Origin of the sequence: Nostoc sp. FACHB-888, from assembly GCF_014696655.1 — a bacterium.
Classification (GTDB): domain Bacteria; phylum Cyanobacteriota; class Cyanobacteriia; order Cyanobacteriales; family Nostocaceae; genus Nostoc.
The window spans coordinates 1-19345 of record NZ_JACJQM010000049.1; the positions used below are offsets into that span (position 1 = coordinate 1).

Genomic DNA, 19345 nt, shown 5'->3' on the forward strand with positions numbered 1-19345 from the left:
TTTCTTAATTATCCTAATTTTTTGCGTTGTCATTAACTGAAATTAATTCATACTTCAAATTGAAGTGCGGAATGTGGGTTAAAATATTCTAAAATGCTCCAGCCTGATTATTTTTGGCTGCTTTATCTTTTTATATTCAGATAATTAACTAACTTTGACTTAGAATATCCTGTCTATAAGGATACATAAACCGTAATTTCTCTAGAATCTAAGCAAAATAACCCAAATTTAACCGTAAAAGTACTGAAGCTATTTTAAAAACTCTGTAAAATTTTGTTTTATGTTAGTCCATTTAATCAGCTACCTTTTAGGGAACTCCAAAAAATAAATTATCCAATTTCTGGACTTTACTACGACTTTCCCTCCCCCTGCCCCCTGCCTCTATAGGTACCCCTTTGGGGATCTTGCTACGCGTAGCGTCCCGCAGGGATGGTATATTTTTATTCGGAAGTCCCTTAATTTGTGTTGCTCTCAATCAAATATAACCAAGCTAGAGCGTAAAACAAATTTACCTCATAGCAGTAATGAAGTATATAAGCTCCAATTCTTAACAATAATTTTTATTTATTGGAAAAATAAAGTTAAATTCTGAATGCAGCCCAATTATTTAGCAAAAATAACTGAGCTGCATTGACTGAATATAGGACTATCCAGCCAAACTCTCGACACTCAAAGGAACCATATCCCCATTCCTGGTTAATCCTAACAGCATCGGTTCTTGGGGCTGAATTAGTTGACCTGTGAGTACACAGCGTTCTTCTTGCTGAGCTGTGGCAGCGATACTAGCTCGAATGTCGGTTCGCGAAAATCGAGGCTTCCATTCACCTGATTTTTGCTGGACATAATTCCAAAGGATATCTCGGATCAAAGCTTGATATCCCTGATTCCCGGCTATTTCTTTGAGCTTATCTTTCAGTTCCCGCTCTAAGCGGATGCTGGTAACTTCCATATCGGTGGTTGGGGTACGAGCGATCGTATGCATCACTATTTCTCCTTAAAGGTATAGACAAGATAGTAATACAAGTGTAGTATGTTTAAAGCAATATTCAATAGGTGAAATTTTCTGTGAAATCCATTTACCCCATCTCTACTTCTTTTTCCACTACTAATTGTCGAACTGGTTGGGAATCAGCTGGTATGGAAGTGGAGTATTTATTTATGGGCGATGGTAGCCGAGATTATGGGCAAATCACAGAGGGTAATTATGACTTTAGACATCTCAGCATTAATGGGTTGATTGCAAAACGACAACTAGATGAAGAAAGCGGGGAGTACAGACAAAGCAATACTGTACCGATATGAAACCAGAAAATTTTCCGGTCAATTCTAACCCCCGCCTCACTCAAAAGTTGAAGCGGGGGTTTTTTATAAGGAGTGAAGCTGTGACGATATATTCCATCCGCGGCGCGAACGCAATGCAAGTGTTAGAGCAATCTGTGGTGGTGTTTTCTCAAATACGCACTCTGTTTAAGGCTGGTATGCAACTGCGTATCAAGCCAAAAGCACCAATCCACCCCGCAATTTCTTTTGCCGAACAGTTTTGGATAGATATGCAAGGAAGCCTGGAATAACAGGAGAGCATAAAGAATGCTGAAATTAACTTACACTGAAAGCAGTTTTTATTTGGAATGTCTCACTCTGTCGCTGGAAGAATGGGTAGCGCAGCGAGTGATTTTAGCCCTGCGAGTTGGGCAAAGTTTATGCATTGAACCCAGTACCGCTTCCTTTTTGCTTCCTGTTGATTTGCCGGGAGTAGAAGTTCTTAAAGCTGAGGTAAAAAGAGATGACAGAGAAATTATTGCCCTCTCTGCCTGCGATGCCGAATATATGGAAGTCACCCTGCGGGGTTCTTGGCTATTAGATAGTTCTAAGGATGCTGTAGGTGTGTTTTTTACCACTATGAGCGATCGCGCTGAGTTCTTTTTGCACAAACTTTGGCAGGAAGCTCAAGCTTGTGCTTCTGTGATGAGTGAATAAAGAAGGCAGGAAGGAGTAAGAGGTCAGTTCCGCCCACTTTTGAACTGCCTTTGTTGATAAACAAAATCGTAGGCTGACTAAATTTTTCTGGCTCTTAGCATAAGCGGCTAGTCCATTATTTAAAAAGCCTCCAGGAGAACGAAACCGAGTCGTTTTCACTCCTGTAGGCCTTAACTTGGCCGTTTTTCAGAGGATTTTGAACTTGTCTTGTGGAGTATGAATTTTGCTTATTGGCTGGTTCAACCCCAATTGTGGGGAGATACTTGGAGCAATACTACAAGCTGTAATCATAGAGGCGATCGCGACAAAACTAATTATCTTCTGTTGCTTGAGATAGTTGTCTGTCATCTCAGGCTTTTAAAGATTCACCCAATCATAAAGGGTGGTTGCCATACCGGCTGTGCAGATAGCTCTTAACTCCCAGAAAGAGGTTCGACCCCTATAGAACCCATTATGAATAGGAACTAGCGATCGCTAGTTGAGCATGTTGCAATAATATATCTTTATCCAGAGCATTTACGGGATATTGCGGTGTTACTGCCAGCAGTTTATCGATTCTTTCTTTGGCTGCTTCCACTACTGATTCATCCAAGCTACCCTTGCTGAGGGAATCGACGAAATCTTCAGCAATCTGATAAGTTCTTTCAATAGATGATGAATTAATATTACGCGAAACAATAAACAAGTCGCAGCCTGCATGAAATGACTGCGCCACAGTACCAGCTTTAATAAACATATCTGAGATTGCTTTCATATCTAAGTCGTCAGATACAACCACTCCCTCAAAGCCAAGTTCCTCTCTAAGTATGGTTTTGAGGATAGACTGGGAAAGCGTTGCTGGCACATCAGCATCTATCTTAGGAAATAAAATATGGGCAGTCATAATCAAAGGAATCTGTACTTCGATTAAAGCTTTGAAAGGTATGAGTTCTCGAAGTCGCAGGTCTTCTAAAGTTAAATTCAGTATTGGTAGCTCGATGTGAGAGTCTTTGCTGGTATCTCCATGTCCGGGGAAGTGTTTGGCGCATCCCAAAATTCCTGACTCTTGAAGTCCAAGGTAGTATTCACGGGCATCTTTTGCAGCAATTTCGGGAGTGTTACCGAAGGCACGAGGCCCAATCACGGGGTTGTGGGGATAGGAAAAAACATCTGCTACAGGTGCCCAAGATAAATTTATCCCCAGTGATTTGAGTTCTAATGCTGTGGCTTTTGCTACTTCACGGACGTGCGATCGCAGCAACAAAGCATGAGGAAACCGCGTAATCGGCAGTGGTGTACGAATCACACGACCTCCTTCATGATCCAGAGTCATAAACATCGAATCACGTTCAGTATATTCTCGTATCTGATTATTTAAATCTTTGAAGCTTTCTAGCCAAACTTGATACGGGGTACTATCCAAAAAGTTTTTAGCAAAAAAGATCGCCCCAATCGGCTTTAATTCACTGAGTGCGCGTTTATCTTCATCGCTTAATGTAGTGCCGGAAATACCCAGAATCAGGTGATGTCCAAAGCGTTTTAGCTCTTGCGATACACTCATAATCTTTTACCTATAAGTTTTGCGGTAAACAACTGAGTTGTTCAACCTAAAGGATATAAACTTTTATCCTACATCCTTATGGCGAGTGAAAAGCTTTCAAAGAAAGGTTTTTATTCTCCTTGTGGAAAGTGCGTAAGTCCTAAATTAGCCTTGATTTTTCCATTGTCAATGTATCCATCGAAGGAAATTTTATAGGGAATCAACTAGTAATCTTTAAGCACTACCCTAAATATTTTTTCAGAGTAGATACACTGATTCCCAAAGAAATCAACTAGTTTTATACCAAGTTTGAGATTACTTATTTTCAGTCAAAGGAATTACTTTTGTTTCCCTAAATTTCCTGCATATAAATCTAGATGAAATGTTCGCCAAAACCTATTAGCAACAATGGTATTGGCAATTTTGTTGGGTAGGTGCGCGTAGGTAAAATTCCCTTTGGCAAAAGTTTTTTGGGAGAGCGATCGCACAATAACTGCCAAATGTTACGGTTTGCAACGTATAATGAGAATCGACAAAACCATTAAGAAATATTGAAGGGCATTAGGGTTAAATGCGAGTAGCGATCGCGGGTGCTGGTCTAGCAGGACTTTCCTGCGCGAAATATCTCACGGACGCAGGTCACACTCCCATTGTCTTGGAAAGCCGGGACGTATTGGGTGGTCTGGTTGCGGCGTGGAAAGACTCTGACGGCGACTGGTATGAAACCGGGTTACACGCCTTCTTTGGGGCATATCCGAATATGCTCCAATTGCTCAAGGAGTTGGGCATTGAAGACAGACTCCAGTGGAAAGAGCATACGTTGATTTTCAATCAACCAGACAAGCCTGGAACACTCTCACGTTTTGATGTTCCAGATATTCCATCTCCTTTCAACGTGATTGCATCGATTCTTCGCAACAAAGATATGTTGACTTGGGAGCAGAAGATTCGATTTGCAGTTGGCCTACTTCCAGCAGTGGTTCGGGGTCAAAAGTATGTTGAAGAGATGGACAAGTACAGCTTCTTAGAGTGGTTGGAAAGGCAAGGTGTTGACGAGCGAGTAACTAGTGACGTTTTTATCGCCGCATGTAAAGCGCTCACCTTTATCAATCCTGATGAAGTTTCGTCAACAATTCTCCTAACTGCACTGAATCGCTTTCTGCAAGAACGGTATGGCTCCAAGATTGCATTTTTGGATGGTTCTCCCACAGAACGTCTATGCAGCCCGATCGTAGATTACATCACAGAACGCGGTGGAGAAGTGCGCTTGAATGCCCCCTTGAAAGAGATTTTGCTCAACGCCGATGGCACGGTAAAAGGATACTTGATTCGAGGCTTAAATGGGGCAGAAGATGAAGTTATCACAGCAGATTCATATGTATCTGCCATGTCGGTTGATCCTCTGAAGGTCATGTTGCCTAAACCTTGGAAGCTTATGGAGTTTTTTCAAAAGCTAGAAGGCTTGGAAGGAGTACCAGTGATTAACCTGCATCTGTGGTTTGACCGGAAACTTACAGAAATTGATCACTTACTTTTTTCGCGATCGCCCCTCCTAAGCGTTTATGCTGATATGAGCAATACCTGCCGTGAATACGCCAACCCCAATCGCTCAATGCTGGAATTAGTTTTAGCTCCGGCAAAAGATTGGATTGCCAAATCTGATGAGGAGATTGTGGCTGCAACGCTTGCTGAGTTGGAAAAACTTTTCCCCGACCACTTTGGGGGAGACAATCCAGCAACATTGCTGAAATCTCATGTGGTGAAAACGCCGCGTTCAGTTTACAAAGCGACCCCTGGTCGTCAACAGTACCGTCCAGCACAAGTTACGCCCATTGCCAACTTCTATCTTGCCGGAAGTTATACCATGCAACGCTACTTAGGCAGTATGGAAGGTGCCGTACTTTCTGGTAAGCTGACAGCGCAGGCAATTTCTGAGGCTCTCCCGGTAGCAAATTCCTCAAACCTGCAAACGCTCACCCGACCGCCCGCAACGAATGCTGCAACTGCCTGATTCCCCCCCGCGCATGAAAACGCTGGTCTCTGTAGACGAGTCATACAAACTTTGCCGACATCTCACAGCAAAGTATGCCAAGACTTTTTACCTGGGTACTTTGCTCATGAGTCCGGTAAAACGTCAATCTATTTGGTCAATTTACGCTTGGTGTCGCCGTACAGATGAATTGGTGGATGGGCCCGCATCTGCTATTACCACGCCAGAAACCCTAGACCTATGGGAACAGCAGCTGGAATCGATTTTTGCGGGACACCCATTAGAAAATTACGATGTCGCTTTAGCTGATACCCTCCAGCGCTTTCCGATGGACATTCAGCCCTTTCGGGATATGATTGTCGGTCAGCGCATGGATTTATATCGCAGTCGTTATGAAACCTTTGAGGACTTATACCTCTACTGTTACCGCGTTGCCGGCACTGTTGGCTTAATGTCAACAGCAGTTATGGGTGTGGATAGCACCATGTACACCGCTCCGTGGCAACAGAACAAACAACCTTATGTTCCCACAAAAGAAGCGATCGCTCTGGGAATTGCCAATCAACTCACCAACATCCTGCGGGATGTGGGAGAAGATGCAAAACGGGGGCGAATCTACATTCCCCTTGAGGACTTGGAAAAATTCAACTACACCGAGCAAGACTTCTTTAAAGGTGTGGTAGATGATCGTTGGCGGGCGCTGATGCGCTTTCAAATCGAACGGGCTCGCCAATTCTATACCACGTCAGATGAGGGAATTACTTATTTAGCATCCGATGCCCGTTGGCCCGTATGGGCAGCGTCAATGTTGTACGGTCAGATTTTGGAGGTGATTGAACGCAACGATTACGATGTGTTCAGTCAGAGAGCTTTCGTTCCCCAGTGGAAAAAGTTACGCACCTTGCCCTTAGCTTGGATGCGATCGCAAGTCCTTTAAAAAATTAGTCATTTGTCCCTAGTCCTTGGTCCTTAGTGTTTTATAAATAACCAATGGCTAATGACAAATGACAAATGACCAATGACAAATAACTATTGACTCTTAAAAGGAAGTCTGATAAGATTAATATTCGTGAGTCATGGAGAGGTGGCTGAGTGGTCGAAAGCGGCAGATTGCTAATCTGTTGTACGGCAGGCAACTCCGTACCGAGGGTTCGAATCCCTCCCTCTCCGTTTTTCAGGTTTTTATACACAGAGTCTTTTCTGTGTTGAGCAATAATATTAATGCAAAGGTAAATATTTCTACTCCCAAAGATGGATGATATGATTTATCATTTGGAGTCTTGCTAAGATCCAGCTAACTTACCAACCTAGTTTGTGTCTTAACTTTTAGGCTCCTAAATATCTTAGGAGTAAAATTACCTATGAGAAAAATTAGCGCCGCCTTAACCTTTAGTATAGCTACCCTGGCAATTGGGTTCTTAGTTGGGGCTTGTGGTGATACCAGTACCCCGAATGGCACAACTAATAACGGAAGTACCGCTACCCCAGCAGCATCAACTACCACAAGCAGTGCTAAAGGGCTCAAAATTGGTTCCCTGCTACCGACAACCGGCGATTTGGCTTCTGTTGGACAGCAGATGCTAGGTTCTGTTCCTTTACTCGTCGATACAGTCAATGCTTGCGGTGGGGTGAATGGTGAATCGGTGAACTTGGTGCAAGTAGACGACCAAACCGACCCCAAAGCTGGTGCTGCCGGTATGACTAAACTAGCAACTTTAGATAAAGTAGCAGGTGTAGTTGGCTCCTTTGCCAGTAGTGTTTCTAGTGCAGCAGTCTCCATTGCCACGCCGAATAAAGTTATGCTGGTTTCCCCTGGTAGTACCAGTCCCGTGTTTACTGAAAAGGCACAAAAAGGCGACTTTCAAGGCTTTTGGGCGCGTACAGCTCCCCCCGATACCTACCAAGCACTGGCATTAGCTCAACTTGCCAATAAGAAAGGTTTCAAGCGAGTTTCTACAGTCGTGATTAATAATGACTATGGCGTTGGCTTTGAAAAAGCATTTGTACAAACTTTTGAAAAATTGGGTGGAACCATCGTTAATAAAGGCAAACCTGTCCGCTACGACCCGAAAGCCCAAACATTTGATACAGAAGCTGCTGCTGCTTTTGCTGGTAATCCAGATGCAGTCCTGGCTGTACTGTACGCTGAAACTGGCAGTTTATTCCTGAAAGCCGCATATCAGCAAGGTGTAGCTAAGGGAGTGCAGATTCTGCTTACAGATGGCGTGAAATCACCTACTTTCCCAGAACAAGTTGGCAAAGGTAGTGATGGTAAGTATATTTTAACTGGAGCGATCGGTACAGTACCAGGTTCCGATGGTAAAGCACTAGAAGCTTTCAACAACTTGTGGAAGGATAAAAAGGGTGGTGCGCCAGGGGAATATGCCCCTCAAGCTTGGGATGCGGCTGTCTTGTTGACGTTGGCAGCACAAGCCGCTAAAGAAAATACAGGTGTTGGCGTAGCCAGCAAAATCCGTGAAGTTGCTAATGGGCCTGGCACAGAAGTCACCGATGTCTGCGAGGGACTGAAGTTACTTAAAGTGGGTCAAGATATCAACTATCAAGGAGCTAGCGGCAACGTAGATGTTGATGCTAATGGTGATGTCGTTGGGGTATACGATGTTTGGACAGTAGAAGACGATGGCAAAATCAAGGTGATTGACAAAGTTACCCCCAAGTAGAAAGTGAGGAATTAGGAGTTATGAATGAAATATTATTAACTCTTAACTCCTAATTCATAACTCCTAACTCTTAAAACCCACTGAAGTTGTAACCAACTCCTAACAACAAGCCTATATCAGTCTCATTGAAAAATCCGGCATTCACAGCAGCCGTCGCCGTGAATTGAGGACTTAGAGGCACATCAATGCCACCAGATACTAAAAAGGCAAATTGCGAATCATCACCAGTTTTGTAAGCTGCACCTACTCCAACGTAAGGTGCAATTGCTAATGGTTCGCTAAAAGCATCTGCTGACTGAAAGGTAAAATCGTAGGTTATGGGAAGTAGAATTGTGGTGTTGTCCCCTAATACAGCTGAGGGTCGCACAGATATAGAATTTGTCAGTCCGATTTTGCTGACTACTGCGAAGTTACCGTCGCCCAAAGATGAGTCCCCACCACTCAAACCAATGTTAGCAGCGACGCCAATATAGCTGCTGCCGCCACTAGTAGTTCTACCTAAATCTATATCTGATTGCGCCACTCTGGTATCAGATGGTTGAGCAATACTTTGAGAAGTTGGTTCTACAGACTTAGAGATGAGCGTCGTAGATGAGGTTGCCACTGTGCCTGGAATGGGTGTTAGTGTAGCACTGGCGTTTTCCTGTATTGCAGTATTGGATAACTGCTGTCCTTTAGTTAAATTTCTTACTGTAAATGTTTCAGTTGTTTCTGTAGAGAGATTTTGACTTGCAGTATCTAGTTCTGCACTAAACTCGTTGGGAGACGCTACGGTTGCGGAAGGGTTGGTTAATGTCTGACTGCTCACCTTGTCCACTGTCTGGGCATTTGCAGATAACCCACTACTCAAGACTGCAAGAGCAGCTATACTTGGCAACCAAAAAACACCTTTACGAAAAAAAATAGTATTCACGTTCACTCCTAAAACAATATTGCCACGAAAAATAAACAGTTTTGTTGATTGAAGTCAACAAATTCGGGCAATATTCAAAATTTAACACCAAAAAATCGGTTTTTCCATTCTGACTTTGCTGGGACTAGTTAATATTTACTAGCAAAAAATTAAATACTCATCCTAAATATCTGAAATTTGACAGATGACAAAAATTATCTTGGCTTTAGATAAAGAATCTATTTGTTGAAGAAGTTATTAGGATTGCTAAAAGTTTTACCAAAAAGCTTAGTCTACACCAACACCTAGCTTTCTTAGTCTTTGTGCTAACTGTTGAGCACATTGGCTTGAATCTGGTAGAGTGCGTTATAGACATTAGTTCTAACACAGCGAGAATCTTAGATGGTGCGTTAGCCTAGGGTATAACACACCCTTTTATATTAAAAGAGAAAGGGAGAATTCCAGGCAACGGCGACTACAAGAGAAGGGCTTACCATAGGATATGGTTGGTCTATTTACGCCATACTTTACTAGAAATTAAGCTTTGCAACAAAAAAAGCTGATTGTAAAGTTATATTACGAAGCTTGCAAAAATATTTAGAAATTGTCTACAAAGCAAACATGGTTCTAACGTAGAACCTATTAGGAGAGACTTGAGGCAAATGTGATGAGCGGAAATAATATTCAAAAGTATCGGTTTGTCTGTACCCTGACTTTCGGTGACATCTACGGTCAAATAATTGTTTGGTTGATTACAATTACCCTAAGTTTGGCATCAGCCTTGGCGCTAATGGGTGCCAAGCGACCCGTGTACGCTTTAGCAACAGCTGGTCTTGTCGTTCTACTATCGCTACCTTTCTTGTTGTTTGCGTTTGTCACTACCTTGTTAAATCATATTGAAGTCACTCCTGTAGGGCCTGGAACCAAAATGGAACCCATGCCAGGTAATGTGTCTCAGCAACAACCTGTACAAGCGACTAGCTGAAGAGTTAGGAGTTAGGAGTTATAAGTGAAGACCTAACTCTTCATTTTTAACTTTTCACTGTTAATTTCAAAATTTGTAATAACATCCCTGTCTATAGGCAGGGAATTTTTTTGTAGAGATGTCACAGTCGCAACGCACTACCTGATTAATCACCTCTCTACAATAGAACAGCAGGGGTTTGCAATCAGGGGCTAATTATGCTGGAACATGATGTAATTATTGTCGGGGGTGGATTGGCGGGATGTCGCGCTGCTGTGGAAATTGCCCGCACTGACCCTAATTTAAATATTGCTGTGGTTGCCAAAACCCACCCAATTCGTTCCCACTCGGTGGCGGCTCAAGGTGGTATGGCTGCATCGTTGAAAAATGTTGATGCAGAAGATAGTTGGAAAGCACATGCTTTTGATACTGTCAAGGGTTCTGATTACTTGGCAGACCAGGACGCTGTGGCAATTCTTACCCAGGAAGCACCAGATGTGGTGATCGACTTGGAACACATGGGCGTTTTGTTCTCTCGCTTACCTGATGGTCGCATTGCCCAACGAGCTTTTGGGGGACATTCCCATAACCGCACTTGTTACGCAGCTGATAAGACCGGTCACGCAATTTTGCACGAATTGGTTAACAATTTGCGGCGTTATGGGGTGCAAGTTTATGAAGAATGGTATGTAATGCGTCTCATTTTGGAAGAAAATGAGGCTAAGGGTGTGGTGATGTTCCATCTTTTGGATGGACATATCGAGGTAGTGCGGGCCAAGGCAGTGATGTTTGCTACAGGGGGCTATGGTCGCGTTTATAACACCACCTCTAATGATTACGCTTCTTCGGGTGATGGTTTGGCAATGACTGTGATCGCAGGTTTGCCTCTAGAAGATATGGAATTTGTCCAATTTCATCCCACTGGTTTATATCCGGTAGGGGTGCTGATTTCAGAAGCGGTACGAGGTGAAGGGGCGTATCTGATTAATAGTGAAGGCGATCGCTTTATGGCGAACTATGCACCCAGTCGCATGGAACTAGCTCCTCGTGATATTACCTCACGAGCGATCGCTTACGAAATTCGCGCTGGTCGTGGTATTCATCTCAACGGTAGTGCTGGGGGCCCCTTTGTCTATCTCGATCTACGCCACATGGGCAAAGAAAAAATTATGAGTCGCGTCCCCTTCTGTTGGGAAGAAGCACACCGTTTGGTAGGTGTTGACGCGGTAACTCAACCTATGCCAGTTCGCCCGACAATTCATTATTGTATGGGTGGTATTCCAGTTAATACTGATGGGCAAGTCCGCAGTAGTGGTGATGGTTTAGTTGATGCCTTCTTTGCTGCTGGCGAAACATCTTGTGTTTCCGTACATGGGGCTAACCGTTTGGGGAGTAATTCTCTGCTGGAATGTGTCGTTTATGGCAAGAGAACCGGGGCTGCGATCGCGCAATTTGTGCAAAAACGTAAGTTGCCTTCTGTGGATGAGCAACGATATGTAACGGAAGCCCAGCAACAAATCCAAGCCTTGTTAGAACAACCAGGACAGTACCGCATTAACCAAGTTCGTCAAGCCTTCCAGGATTGTATGACTGATTACTGCGGTGTTTTCCGCACTGAAGCATTAATGAGTGAAGGGTTGCACAAACTAGAAGAAATACAACAAAAATATCCACAAATTTATTTAGATGACAAAGGTAGTTGCTGGAATACGGAACTTGTGGAAGCTTTGGAATTGCGAAGTTTGATGGTAGTGGGACAGACTATTTTGGCATCAGCCCTAAATCGCCAAGAGAGTCGTGGCGCTCATTTCCGCGAAGATTATTCCGAACGAGATGATACCAACTTTCTGAAACACACAATGGCTTACTATTCACCTGCGGGAATTGACATTCAATATCGTCCGGTGGCGATTACTATGTTTGAGCCAAAAGAGCGGAAATATTAACTCGAGGTAATAAATCTTCTTATCTACCTTGCACAATGAATCGAGGGGACTGTAACCACCTCGTCCACCTCGATTAAAAACATGACTATAAATCATTGAACTAGTGACAAGAACCTAACTGTCCTTGAATCGCAGCTATCATCTTGGAAAAAAACTGGTATTAGTGATATCACTAGGTCAGAAAGTGTAATATTGTAGCCAAGGAAAACGATATGGCGCTTAACGACTTCAGATCAGTCTTTCTTCCTTATTGCCTTGAAAAACAATCTGATGGACGATACGTAGTCCTTAATAGGGAATACAAGCCAGTTGGTTTTAAGACTAGGGAACACATCGAGTATCAAGACTATATTAGTGTTGAATTGAAAGGTATAGGTTTAGCAACAGTAGCAAAGCTCTCTTACAATAGTGATTCAAATACAGACAGGATTTACTTGTATAACGATGGTTGTGTTCCAACAGAGAGTCCTGAATATATGAAGAATTATCTTAAACGCTTAGAGATATTGGCAAAGCTGAAAGTTGATTAGTTAAACAATAGAAATTAGTCTAGTGTTGGGTAGGGGTATAGCGCAATCTAAAAATTCCTTGAAGCCAATGCAAGAAAGCCCCTAGGCAACTTACTAAAACTACATCACTACTTTCGTGTACCAAAAACGGTATTCCCACACGCTTTAAATTGAGGCTTAGATAAATAGGCTAGGTGAAACCTTGAAGTAATCACCAAGCATTTTGGCTTGTGCCTTGCTAATCGAACGTTTACCATTAACAACCTCAGACACCACACCGCTCGATCCAATAACGCCTACCAAGTCAGCTTGACGGGTTCCACTTGCTTCCATGATGTGTTGAAGTATCTCATGAGGCACAGATAAATCCATCGGGTAGTTCTGTGTTTCATATACTTCAATCAGCTTCACTAGCAATTTATGTAAAACTCGCTGCTCTGGAGTGCGATTTTTCTCAAAGGTTAGACGCTCTACCACTGTCAACAAACGTTCGTATTCGTCTTCTGTCTCAATTACCTTGGGAGCAACTTCAGCTACTAGATTGCGATAAGCAGTTTCGTCAAAAGTAAAAGTCATTTTTCCATTTGCCTTTATCGTATTCAGTATGCGTAAAAAAGTATTTGTAGTAAACTACCTGGTCTTCATAATCAATACCGACAATTAGGCGATAATCATTACCCTTGAGATTGAAAACAGTTAAGTTTCCAACTGCTTCAGCATCCTTGTAAATCTTACGAACGTCCTCTAAGTTCTGCCATTCCGTTTTTTTCACAGTTGCATACCAGTTGTCAATCTGCTTCTTAACATCGGGATAATGGGCGGTATCAGTACGAAGGTTGCGAATTGCAATTAGATGCATTTGTTTCTAAATTTTTTGTCACATATTTTCAATGGAAAATCAATTATTTTTAAATGCTTTCAAAATGAGAGCAAAAAGTCAAGAGTAGTTATTATTTAGAATGCGGGTTAGTTCAGCCTAATCCGGCATTGAAAAAGCTGGTGACAATGATGGCTCACTGGTGTGAGATCCTAGAGACAGTCAATGGAGGCTGAACAGAATGGAACAACATCACAAGCCAACGGTTATAATTACAGGTGCTTCTTCAGGAGTCGGTTTATATGCTGCCAAGGCTCTTGCTGAAAGGGGATGGTACGTAGTCATGGCGTGTAGGGATATAGCGAAGGCTCAACTTGCAGCCCAATCTTTGGGAATCCCCCACCAGGGTAGCTACACCATCATGCATATCGATCTCGGTTCTTTGGATAGCGTTCGACAATTTGTAAATAACTTCCGAGCAAGCGGTCACTCCCTAGACGCTTTGGTGTGCAACGCCGCAATTTATATGCCTTTGTTAAAAGATCCACTGCGAAGCCCAGAAGGCTACGAGTTAACTGTCACCACAAATCACCTTGGACATTTCCTTTTATGCAACCTGATGTTAGAGGATCTGAAGAAATCATCTTCAGAGCCAAGGCTCGTAATTTTGGGAACTGTCACCCACAATCCAGACGAACTGGGTGGCAAGATTCCGCCGCGTCCTGACTTGGGCGATTTGCAAGGCTTTGTAGAAGGATTTAAAGAGCCAATCTCGATGATTGATGGCAAGAAGTTTGAACCCGTCAAAGCTTATAAAGACAGCAAGGTTTGCAACGTGCTGACTATGCGGGAACTGCATCGGCGCTATCATGAGTCAACTGGTATCGCTTTCAGTTCTCTCTATCCGGGATGTGTTGCAGAAACGCCGCTATTTAGAAACCACTATCCTCTGTTTCAGAAAATCTTCCCATTATTTCAGAAGTACATCACTGGAGGATATGTGTCTCAGGAGTTGGCAGGAGAAAGGGTTGCTGCGGTAGTTGCCGATCCTGAATACAATCAATCTGGTGCTTATTGGAGCTGGGGAAATCGCCAGAAGAAAGATGGTAAGTCCTTTGTGCAAAAGGTTTCCCCTCAAGCCCGCGATGACGAAAAAGGCGATCGCATGTGGGAACTAAGCGCAAAGTTGGTTGGAATTGCGTGATGGAACGGGGTTTCACCTTACCCTACATAGCTACTAGGTTACGCGGTTGTAGCGTAAATTGAGTGTCTACAACAAACTACACCTAAACATTCTTTTATACTACAATCGCAATACATTTCCTTTGATCTGTCCATACCAGCTACCATAAGCCACAAATGATGAGTTTTTTCCTCAGTCAGCAGTCAAATCGGGCGGTATGTGTCAATTCATGTTCTGTACAGTTATAGCTCTCCATTTCCTACTCATTGATTTCTACCTGAAAAAGATGTATAATTAACGTTGCATTGAAGGGGAGTAGCTGCTGGCCAACAAAATGAAAGCCAGTACATCTGAATCAACATACTGGCGATGAGCCTGGTTTAGATGGCAAGTAATCAATATTTGAAAGCGAGACCTTCACTAAGTTCACACCGAAAAGTGTAAACTTGGTGAGGTCTTTTGGTTCTCATCAAGCTTCACATCGGTAAACGATTTTTCAGGAGCTTGAGAGAGTGTTAACAGCTTTTACCGCAGGTTTATTATTAATAACAGTTTCAGAACTAGGCGATAAAACATTTTTTATTGCTGTAATTTTGGCAATGCACCACTCGCGGCGGCTGGTATTTATAGGTGTGACAGCTGCTTTAGCTGCGATGACAATCCTTTCAGTGCTATTTGGACAAGCCGCATCCGTATTGCCAAAAGTTTATATTCATTATGCTGAAATAGTTTTGTTTCTTGCCTTTGGTATCAAGCTGTTATATGACGCTAGTAGGATGTCTGGTGCTGCCTGTGATACAGAAGTTATAGAAGAGGCCGAAGCTGCGGTGAAAAAAGCAGATTTGGAGTTACCAAAGCAAAATACTTCCTTAGCAATTATTATAGAAGCCTTTGTGTTGACATTTATGGCAGAGTGGGGCGATCGCACCCAAATTGCCACCATTGCCCTGGCAGCAGGTAATAATCCAATTGGAGTGACAATAGGTGCAATTTTAGGACATGCAATTTGTGCTGCGATCGCAGTTATCGGCGGCAAAATGATTGCCGGGCGCATTTCTGAGCGTCAACTCACCCTGATTGGTGGATGCCTGTTTTTGGTCTTTGGTATCCTTGCTGCCATTGAAGGAGCGTGAGGGGATAAGCAGGGGGAGCGGGAGAAGAAAAACTATTGTTTTTGCCCAATGCCCCTACTTCGGAGTACTTTCTAATGCGGGCGCGGGAGATGCAGGCGGATTAGGGATGGGGGAAGCCGTTGCTGCGTTCTTAATTTCATCTTTGTACTGAGCAGGCGCTAAAGCTGCGGCACTATCAAACAAAAGTTTTGCATCTGCATCTTTGCCTTGTTGTTTCAGGAGCATCGCTTTTGCCACAACAGGGCGAAAATCCTTGGGATCTTTTTTAATTGCCTGGTCATATACAGAACTAGCTTGGGCATAGCTTTTCTGGGAAGCATGAACAGAACCTAACAATACCTGCACGGCTACTGTATCTACACTTCCAGGCTGAATTGTATTTGCTTGAGGTGCCTTAGAGAGGGTTTCTTGTAATAAACCAATGGCTGCTTCCGGGCGTTGCTGACTTATCAACAGAGACACCATTCCTTGTAAAGCCTTCAAGTCGCCTGGTTTGGTGGACAAAATCGAGCGATATGCTTGAGCGGCTCCTTCGCGATCGCCTATTTGCTGTTTGGCTTGAGCCAATAGCACTGAATATTCTGACTGTTCAGGATTCAGCTTGGCTAGCTTTTCTAAAGGTTCAATAACAACTTGGATATCAGCTGGTTTAACCTCAGCTTTTTCTTTTTGACTCAATAGTTGTAGCCTCGCCTGCAATAAGCCCTTGAGTGCAGTTTGGTTTTCCGGTTCCCTTTGCAAAACCAGTTCATAACCCCGTACTTCGTCTTCCAGTTTTGATTTTTGGTCAGAGGAGGGCAAAGTGCCTCTAGTGCTAGCGGTATTCTGGTTTGAGGGTGGCGTATTATTAAATGCTCCAATTATGGGAATCACCGAAACACCCACAAAAGCAAGAATTGCCACCGCCAAGACGATTTGAACTATCCAACGATTGCGCGGTTGAGACACAGTTTTGTCTTTCTCCTGAACTCTAATGACATTATCATTTACACAAATCGTAAAGTTAAAAATTTCCAAAACTTTGCGGAATACCGCCAATTGCCTGTGAATTTTATAACAATTAACTATTTACACTGCTAAAGTAAGTGATGACTTTAGGAGGAGCCATCAGAATTAGACCTATGATATGCTTCCGAAACTAGTATAAAGGCGCTAAATTACACGTTTAGTGTTTATACACTCAATTTAGCGCCTTTAGTATTGTATAGAGTAACTTGGTGTGACTTTGTGAAAAGCAAATATACTTTCATCAGTCGCACAAATGCTCTTTTCAGCTGCCTTTGTAAAATCCCACAATGGGATGTGTCTCCGCCGCAAGGAGTTTTTATGAATTCCGACCTGATGCCGTTGCCTGAATCCTCTAATTCTTCTGCCTCTAACCAGGGCCCAACTAAAACAGGGGCAGCCGCTAATGTTCATGTAGCAGCCCAGCCCTCTAAACCTGAAAATTCGCCTGTTAACCTCAGCGAAACTGACTCAAATGGGAACTTGGTCAATCGACAACAACCGATTCCGCCTCCCAGTGAACCGATGCAGTACCGAGCGATCGGCTTAGTCCGGGGTCGCTATCATGCCAGCAGCGAACAATTTACTCAAGGTACGCTGCTGACCACAGATGGTGTAGAACTTAATGCCGTCCTCCTAGGCCGGATTATGAGCTTAGTCAAGAATCACCTAGATTTAGAAAAAGAACACTTGTGGGTAGTATATCCACGGACAAGACAAGAGAATGATACCTTGCATATCCAAATTGTCGGAGTTTGGGAGCCAGAAAATCTGGCTAAAAACTCAACAAATGAGGATGAGTCGGACTTGGACTTGCAAGAGTTACAGACAACCGATGATGGCTTATCAGAAAACTCTGAATTAAGTACAATTGCAACGATCCCCTCATCAGAAGTAGCAGATGGTGGTTTTTCTGTTCGTGGTGAGGTAGTATACCAGTCTTTTGATGCTAAGAGCTTAGTAGTCAAAATTAGGCAGGCTGCACGTAAACCAACTGAAAAACCCAAGTATTTTAAGTTGAAATTGAGGGGTGTGCTGACCACCAAAGCTGTAGGAAAGTTCTGGGATTTCCAAGCCAAGCGAGAAGCTGACGTTTTGATAGTAGAAAAAGCTGAAGCGATCGCTGACTTGCCCAAAAAACGCAAACCACCCTTCAAAGGTGGCCCTCGTGCTGGCGGTGGCGCTGCTGGTGGCAGAAAACCATTCCCTCCCAGACGCAGTGGCGAAACCCCACGTCCTATTAAGAAAACAGGCGTAAGCAGGGACCCCTCGGTAGTATCAAAGCCTATACCAAAAACGCCCGCTCCTAAACCTATCAAGCGACCGAAACCAATTCAAGAGTAGGGAATTGGGTATGGGGCATTGGGCATGGGGAAGGGTGCAGAGGAGAGGAATTTTCTCCCTATTCCCTGCTCCCTGTGCTCCCCAGCCCCCACTTCCCAGTCCCCAATATCAAAAATCCGTCCGACGGTCTTGGGGTAAAAAAGATCGCTCCATCGGAATTGGGGAAACTGGTTCTGTGAGGGTAAACGTTCCTGCTTCGATCCACTTTTTCAACTCTAGGGCGACTTGCCTAGAAAAAAACAAACTCGCTAAGGGGGCAGAGCGTATAGCTTTGCCCTCAATAGTTATCCGCCCAGATTTGAGTTGAGCATAACTCACCAAACCAAAGGTGGGACGGACGCGCCGAGGAATGGAGAAATCCACTATTGGGGCTACTAAGTCTTTATCCTGCACGGCACAGTGTTCAACTACTTGTTCATTTAATACAGGTAGTGGTACACCAACGCCTAACATTAATGAGGGGCCATAGCTTTTGAAGTAACAACCCCGCACCCAATGAGCATCCATTTGCTTGGCATCACCGATTAAAGCTAAAGTGGCGGAAGGCCCAATTGGTGTACGATTAGCTAAACGCTTTTGTAAGGGGAAGTGTTGAGTGCCTTCCCAAGCGATATAGCCAATACCGCCGCCTAAAAAAATTCGAGTCCCTATACCAACGAGTTGCAAATCGGGGTCGTTGAGTAAGGGGGAAATAGCACCTGGGTTAGAATAAACCGCATTCCCCAGACGCGGTTGTAAAGGGCCAAGATAGGTGAAGAGGGGGCGATCGCCACCATTTACACCAACAATAAAATTTTGATAAAGATTGCGCGGATTGAATAAATAAAACTGATTAATCGTTTCATTGGTAATTGTAGTTTCAAAAGTTGCTCTGGGATAACAATCTGTTACTTGTCCTTGCGCTTTTACGTGTATGGGTTTACCAGCGATCAAATCTTCAATTACATGACCGCCGCCACGTTCTCTGACTTCTTCCCCGTCCGTCGTCTCCACAGCAGAACTCGCACCCAAATATAAATCTACCGCCCCAAAACCAGAGTATGCTGGCACGCCATCTAACCAGCAGCGACGAATTTTTATCGGGGGGTCAGTGTGTCCAAGATTGATAATTGCACCACTTGATTCCATCGGCTCAAATGTGCCAGTGGTGATTACATCAACTTCTTTAGCAGCTTTAGTAACACCGATTTCTACAACTCGTGCTTTTAATTCTTCAGCTGTCAACACTACCGCAAGTTGGCGGCTGATTTTTTCGTTAATTTCTGCAATTGTTCGCATTTTATCAGTGCTAGCGCTTCCTGCTGTCTTCCTTTTTGAAGGATATCTTGAGAAATCACAAACTCTTGCATAATTTCTTCTCAAAATAGTTGTCACCAATCTCTGCG

At 43.5% G+C, this 19345-nt stretch carries 19 protein-coding genes, 1 tRNA gene and 2 pseudogenes; 13 read left to right on the plus strand and 9 right to left on the minus strand.

Annotated features, from left to right (window positions below; all coding sequences use genetic code 11):
• Positions 1-646: 646 nt before the first annotated feature.
• Positions 647-982, minus strand: coding sequence for a hypothetical protein (locus tag H6G26_RS24435; RefSeq protein WP_109011785.1), 336 nt, complete (start codon positions 980-982; stop codon positions 647-649).
• A gap of 71 nt (positions 983-1053) precedes the next feature.
• On the opposite strand from H6G26_RS24435, the gene H6G26_RS24440 reads away from it, so the two are divergent.
• The 3 genes and pseudogenes from H6G26_RS24440 to H6G26_RS24450 all read left to right on the plus strand — a co-directional run bounded on the left by H6G26_RS24440 (position 1054) and on the right by H6G26_RS24450 (position 1977).
• Entirely contained in the window at positions 1054-1302 is a 249-nt protein-coding gene (locus tag H6G26_RS24440; RefSeq protein WP_190732022.1) for a hypothetical protein, read from the plus strand.
• A gap of 155 nt (positions 1303-1457) precedes the next feature.
• A pseudogene (locus H6G26_RS42770) lies at positions 1458-1571 on the plus strand (HNH endonuclease); the annotation flags it as partial.
• 16 nt (positions 1572-1587) lie between these two features.
• Positions 1588-1977, plus strand: coding sequence for an alr0857 family protein (locus H6G26_RS24450; RefSeq protein ID WP_190732026.1), 390 nt, complete (start codon positions 1588-1590; stop codon positions 1975-1977).
• Positions 1978-2058: 81 nt separating this feature from the next.
• On the opposite strand, the pseudogene H6G26_RS42775 reads toward H6G26_RS24450, so the two are convergent.
• The 3 genes and pseudogenes from H6G26_RS42775 to H6G26_RS24460 form a co-directional block, all read right to left on the minus strand.
• Positions 2059-2148 (minus strand): annotated as a pseudogene (locus H6G26_RS42775) (polysaccharide deacetylase family protein); the annotation flags it as partial.
• Positions 2149-2163: 15 nt separating this feature from the next.
• Positions 2164-2325 (minus strand): hypothetical protein, encoded by a 162-nt coding sequence (locus H6G26_RS42780; protein WP_229558922.1) that lies wholly within the window; start codon positions 2323-2325, stop codon positions 2164-2166.
• A gap of 103 nt (positions 2326-2428) precedes the next feature.
• Positions 2429-3517 carry a glycoside hydrolase family 3 protein gene (locus H6G26_RS24460; RefSeq protein WP_190732028.1) on the minus strand — a complete coding sequence of 363 codons (1089 nt, stop codon included), beginning with the start codon at positions 3515-3517 and terminating at the stop codon, positions 2429-2431.
• Positions 3518-4067: 550 nt separating this feature from the next.
• Between H6G26_RS24460 and pds the strand changes: the two genes are divergently transcribed.
• From pds to H6G26_RS24480, 4 genes are all read left to right on the plus strand, one after another.
• Complete coding sequence (gene pds / locus H6G26_RS24465) at positions 4068-5507, plus strand: 15-cis-phytoene desaturase (RefSeq protein ID WP_190732030.1); 1440 nt, start codon at positions 4068-4070, stop codon at positions 5505-5507.
• A complete protein-coding gene (crtB, locus tag H6G26_RS24470) occupies positions 5491-6423 on the plus strand; it encodes a 15-cis-phytoene synthase CrtB (protein ID WP_190732032.1) in 933 nt (310 codons plus the stop codon). Before pds ends, crtB begins: the two co-directional genes overlap by 17 nt.
• Positions 6424-6564: 141 nt before the next feature.
• A tRNA-Ser gene (locus tag H6G26_RS24475) sits at positions 6565-6656 on the plus strand.
• Between the two features lie 191 nt (positions 6657-6847).
• Entirely contained in the window at positions 6848-8167 is a 1320-nt protein-coding gene (locus tag H6G26_RS24480) for an ABC transporter substrate-binding protein (RefSeq protein WP_190732034.1), read from the plus strand.
• 70 nt (positions 8168-8237) lie between these two features.
• On the opposite strand, the gene H6G26_RS24485 is transcribed toward H6G26_RS24480, so the two are convergent.
• Positions 8238-9080, minus strand: coding sequence for a hypothetical protein (locus H6G26_RS24485; protein ID WP_190732036.1), 843 nt, complete (start codon positions 9078-9080; stop codon positions 8238-8240).
• A 646-nt stretch (positions 9081-9726) separates the two neighbouring features.
• Between H6G26_RS24485 and H6G26_RS24490 the strand changes: the two genes are divergently transcribed.
• From H6G26_RS24490 to H6G26_RS24500, 3 genes are all read left to right on the plus strand, one after another.
• On the plus strand, positions 9727-10044 hold the full coding sequence (locus tag H6G26_RS24490; RefSeq protein ID WP_190732038.1) for a hypothetical protein: 318 nt from the start codon (positions 9727-9729) through the stop codon (positions 10042-10044).
• Positions 10045-10241: 197 nt separating this feature from the next.
• Positions 10242-11969 carry a succinate dehydrogenase/fumarate reductase flavoprotein subunit gene (locus H6G26_RS24495; RefSeq protein WP_190732040.1) on the plus strand — a complete coding sequence of 576 codons (1728 nt, stop codon included), beginning with the start codon at positions 10242-10244 and terminating at the stop codon, positions 11967-11969.
• A gap of 212 nt (positions 11970-12181) precedes the next feature.
• A complete protein-coding gene (locus tag H6G26_RS24500) occupies positions 12182-12499 on the plus strand; it encodes a hypothetical protein (RefSeq protein WP_190732042.1) in 318 nt (105 codons plus the stop codon).
• A gap of 156 nt (positions 12500-12655) precedes the next feature.
• Here the strand turns inward: H6G26_RS24500 and H6G26_RS24505 are convergent, their stop codons facing one another.
• Together H6G26_RS24505 and H6G26_RS24510 are read right to left on the minus strand one after the other, a co-directional pair.
• Entirely contained in the window at positions 12656-13054 is a 399-nt protein-coding gene (locus H6G26_RS24505) for a transcriptional regulator (RefSeq protein WP_190732044.1), read from the minus strand.
• Positions 13038-13337, minus strand: coding sequence for a type II toxin-antitoxin system HigB family toxin (locus H6G26_RS24510; RefSeq protein ID WP_190732046.1), 300 nt, complete (start codon positions 13335-13337; stop codon positions 13038-13040). The genes H6G26_RS24505 and H6G26_RS24510 overlap by 17 nt, the downstream gene beginning before the upstream one ends.
• Before the next feature lie 199 nt (positions 13338-13536).
• On the opposite strand from H6G26_RS24510, the gene H6G26_RS24515 reads away from it, so the two are divergent.
• On the plus strand, positions 13537-14499 hold the full coding sequence (locus H6G26_RS24515; RefSeq protein ID WP_190732049.1) for a protochlorophyllide reductase: 963 nt from the start codon (positions 13537-13539) through the stop codon (positions 14497-14499).
• A gap of 491 nt (positions 14500-14990) precedes the next feature.
• A complete protein-coding gene (locus tag H6G26_RS24520; protein ID WP_190732051.1) occupies positions 14991-15611 on the plus strand; it encodes a TMEM165/GDT1 family protein in 621 nt (206 codons plus the stop codon).
• 54 nt (positions 15612-15665) lie between these two features.
• On the opposite strand, the gene H6G26_RS24525 is transcribed toward H6G26_RS24520, so the two are convergent.
• Positions 15666-16559 (minus strand): tetratricopeptide repeat protein, encoded by an 894-nt coding sequence (locus tag H6G26_RS24525; protein WP_190732054.1) that lies wholly within the window; start codon positions 16557-16559, stop codon positions 15666-15668.
• 378 nt (positions 16560-16937) lie between these two features.
• Here H6G26_RS24525 and H6G26_RS24530 point away from each other — a divergent pair, with 378 nt between their 5' ends.
• Complete coding sequence (locus H6G26_RS24530; RefSeq protein ID WP_190732056.1) at positions 16938-17960, plus strand: hypothetical protein; 1023 nt, start codon at positions 16938-16940, stop codon at positions 17958-17960.
• Positions 17961-18068: 108 nt separating this feature from the next.
• On the opposite strand, the gene H6G26_RS24535 is transcribed toward H6G26_RS24530, so the two are convergent.
• Positions 18069-19238, minus strand: coding sequence for a homocysteine biosynthesis protein (locus tag H6G26_RS24535; protein ID WP_190732058.1), 1170 nt, complete (start codon positions 19236-19238; stop codon positions 18069-18071).
• Positions 19239-19345 lie beyond the last annotated feature (107 nt).

What these genes read in the sequence shown, in the direction of transcription:
- H6G26_RS24435 (WP_109011785.1), bottom strand. Translation starts at nt 982, where the DNA reads ATGCATACGATCGCTCGTACCCCAACCACCGATATGGAAGTTACCAGC.
- H6G26_RS24450 (WP_190732026.1), top strand. Translation starts at nt 1,588, where the DNA reads ATGCTGAAATTAACTTACACTGAAAGCAGTTTTTATTTGGAATGTCTC.
- H6G26_RS42780 (WP_229558922.1), bottom strand. Translation starts at nt 2,325, where the DNA reads ATGACAGACAACTATCTCAAGCAACAGAAGATAATTAGTTTTGTCGCG.
- H6G26_RS24460 (WP_190732028.1), bottom strand. Translation starts at nt 3,517, where the DNA reads ATGAGTGTATCGCAAGAGCTAAAACGCTTTGGACATCACCTGATTCTG.
- pds (WP_190732030.1), top strand. Translation starts at nt 4,068, where the DNA reads ATGCGAGTAGCGATCGCGGGTGCTGGTCTAGCAGGACTTTCCTGCGCG.
- crtB (WP_190732032.1), top strand. Translation starts at nt 5,491, where the DNA reads ATGCTGCAACTGCCTGATTCCCCCCCGCGCATGAAAACGCTGGTCTCT.
- H6G26_RS24480 (WP_190732034.1), top strand. Translation starts at nt 6,848, where the DNA reads ATGAGAAAAATTAGCGCCGCCTTAACCTTTAGTATAGCTACCCTGGCA.
- H6G26_RS24490 (WP_190732038.1), top strand. Translation starts at nt 9,727, where the DNA reads ATGAGCGGAAATAATATTCAAAAGTATCGGTTTGTCTGTACCCTGACT.
- H6G26_RS24495 (WP_190732040.1), top strand. Translation starts at nt 10,242, where the DNA reads ATGCTGGAACATGATGTAATTATTGTCGGGGGTGGATTGGCGGGATGT.
- H6G26_RS24500 (WP_190732042.1), top strand. Translation starts at nt 12,182, where the DNA reads ATGGCGCTTAACGACTTCAGATCAGTCTTTCTTCCTTATTGCCTTGAA.
- H6G26_RS24505 (WP_190732044.1), bottom strand. Translation starts at nt 13,054, where the DNA reads ATGACTTTTACTTTTGACGAAACTGCTTATCGCAATCTAGTAGCTGAA.
- H6G26_RS24510 (WP_190732046.1), bottom strand. Translation starts at nt 13,337, where the DNA reads ATGCATCTAATTGCAATTCGCAACCTTCGTACTGATACCGCCCATTAT.
- H6G26_RS24515 (WP_190732049.1), top strand. Translation starts at nt 13,537, where the DNA reads ATGGAACAACATCACAAGCCAACGGTTATAATTACAGGTGCTTCTTCA.
- H6G26_RS24530 (WP_190732056.1), top strand. Translation starts at nt 16,938, where the DNA reads ATGAATTCCGACCTGATGCCGTTGCCTGAATCCTCTAATTCTTCTGCC.
- H6G26_RS24535 (WP_190732058.1), bottom strand. Translation starts at nt 19,238, where the DNA reads ATGCGAACAATTGCAGAAATTAACGAAAAAATCAGCCGCCAACTTGCG.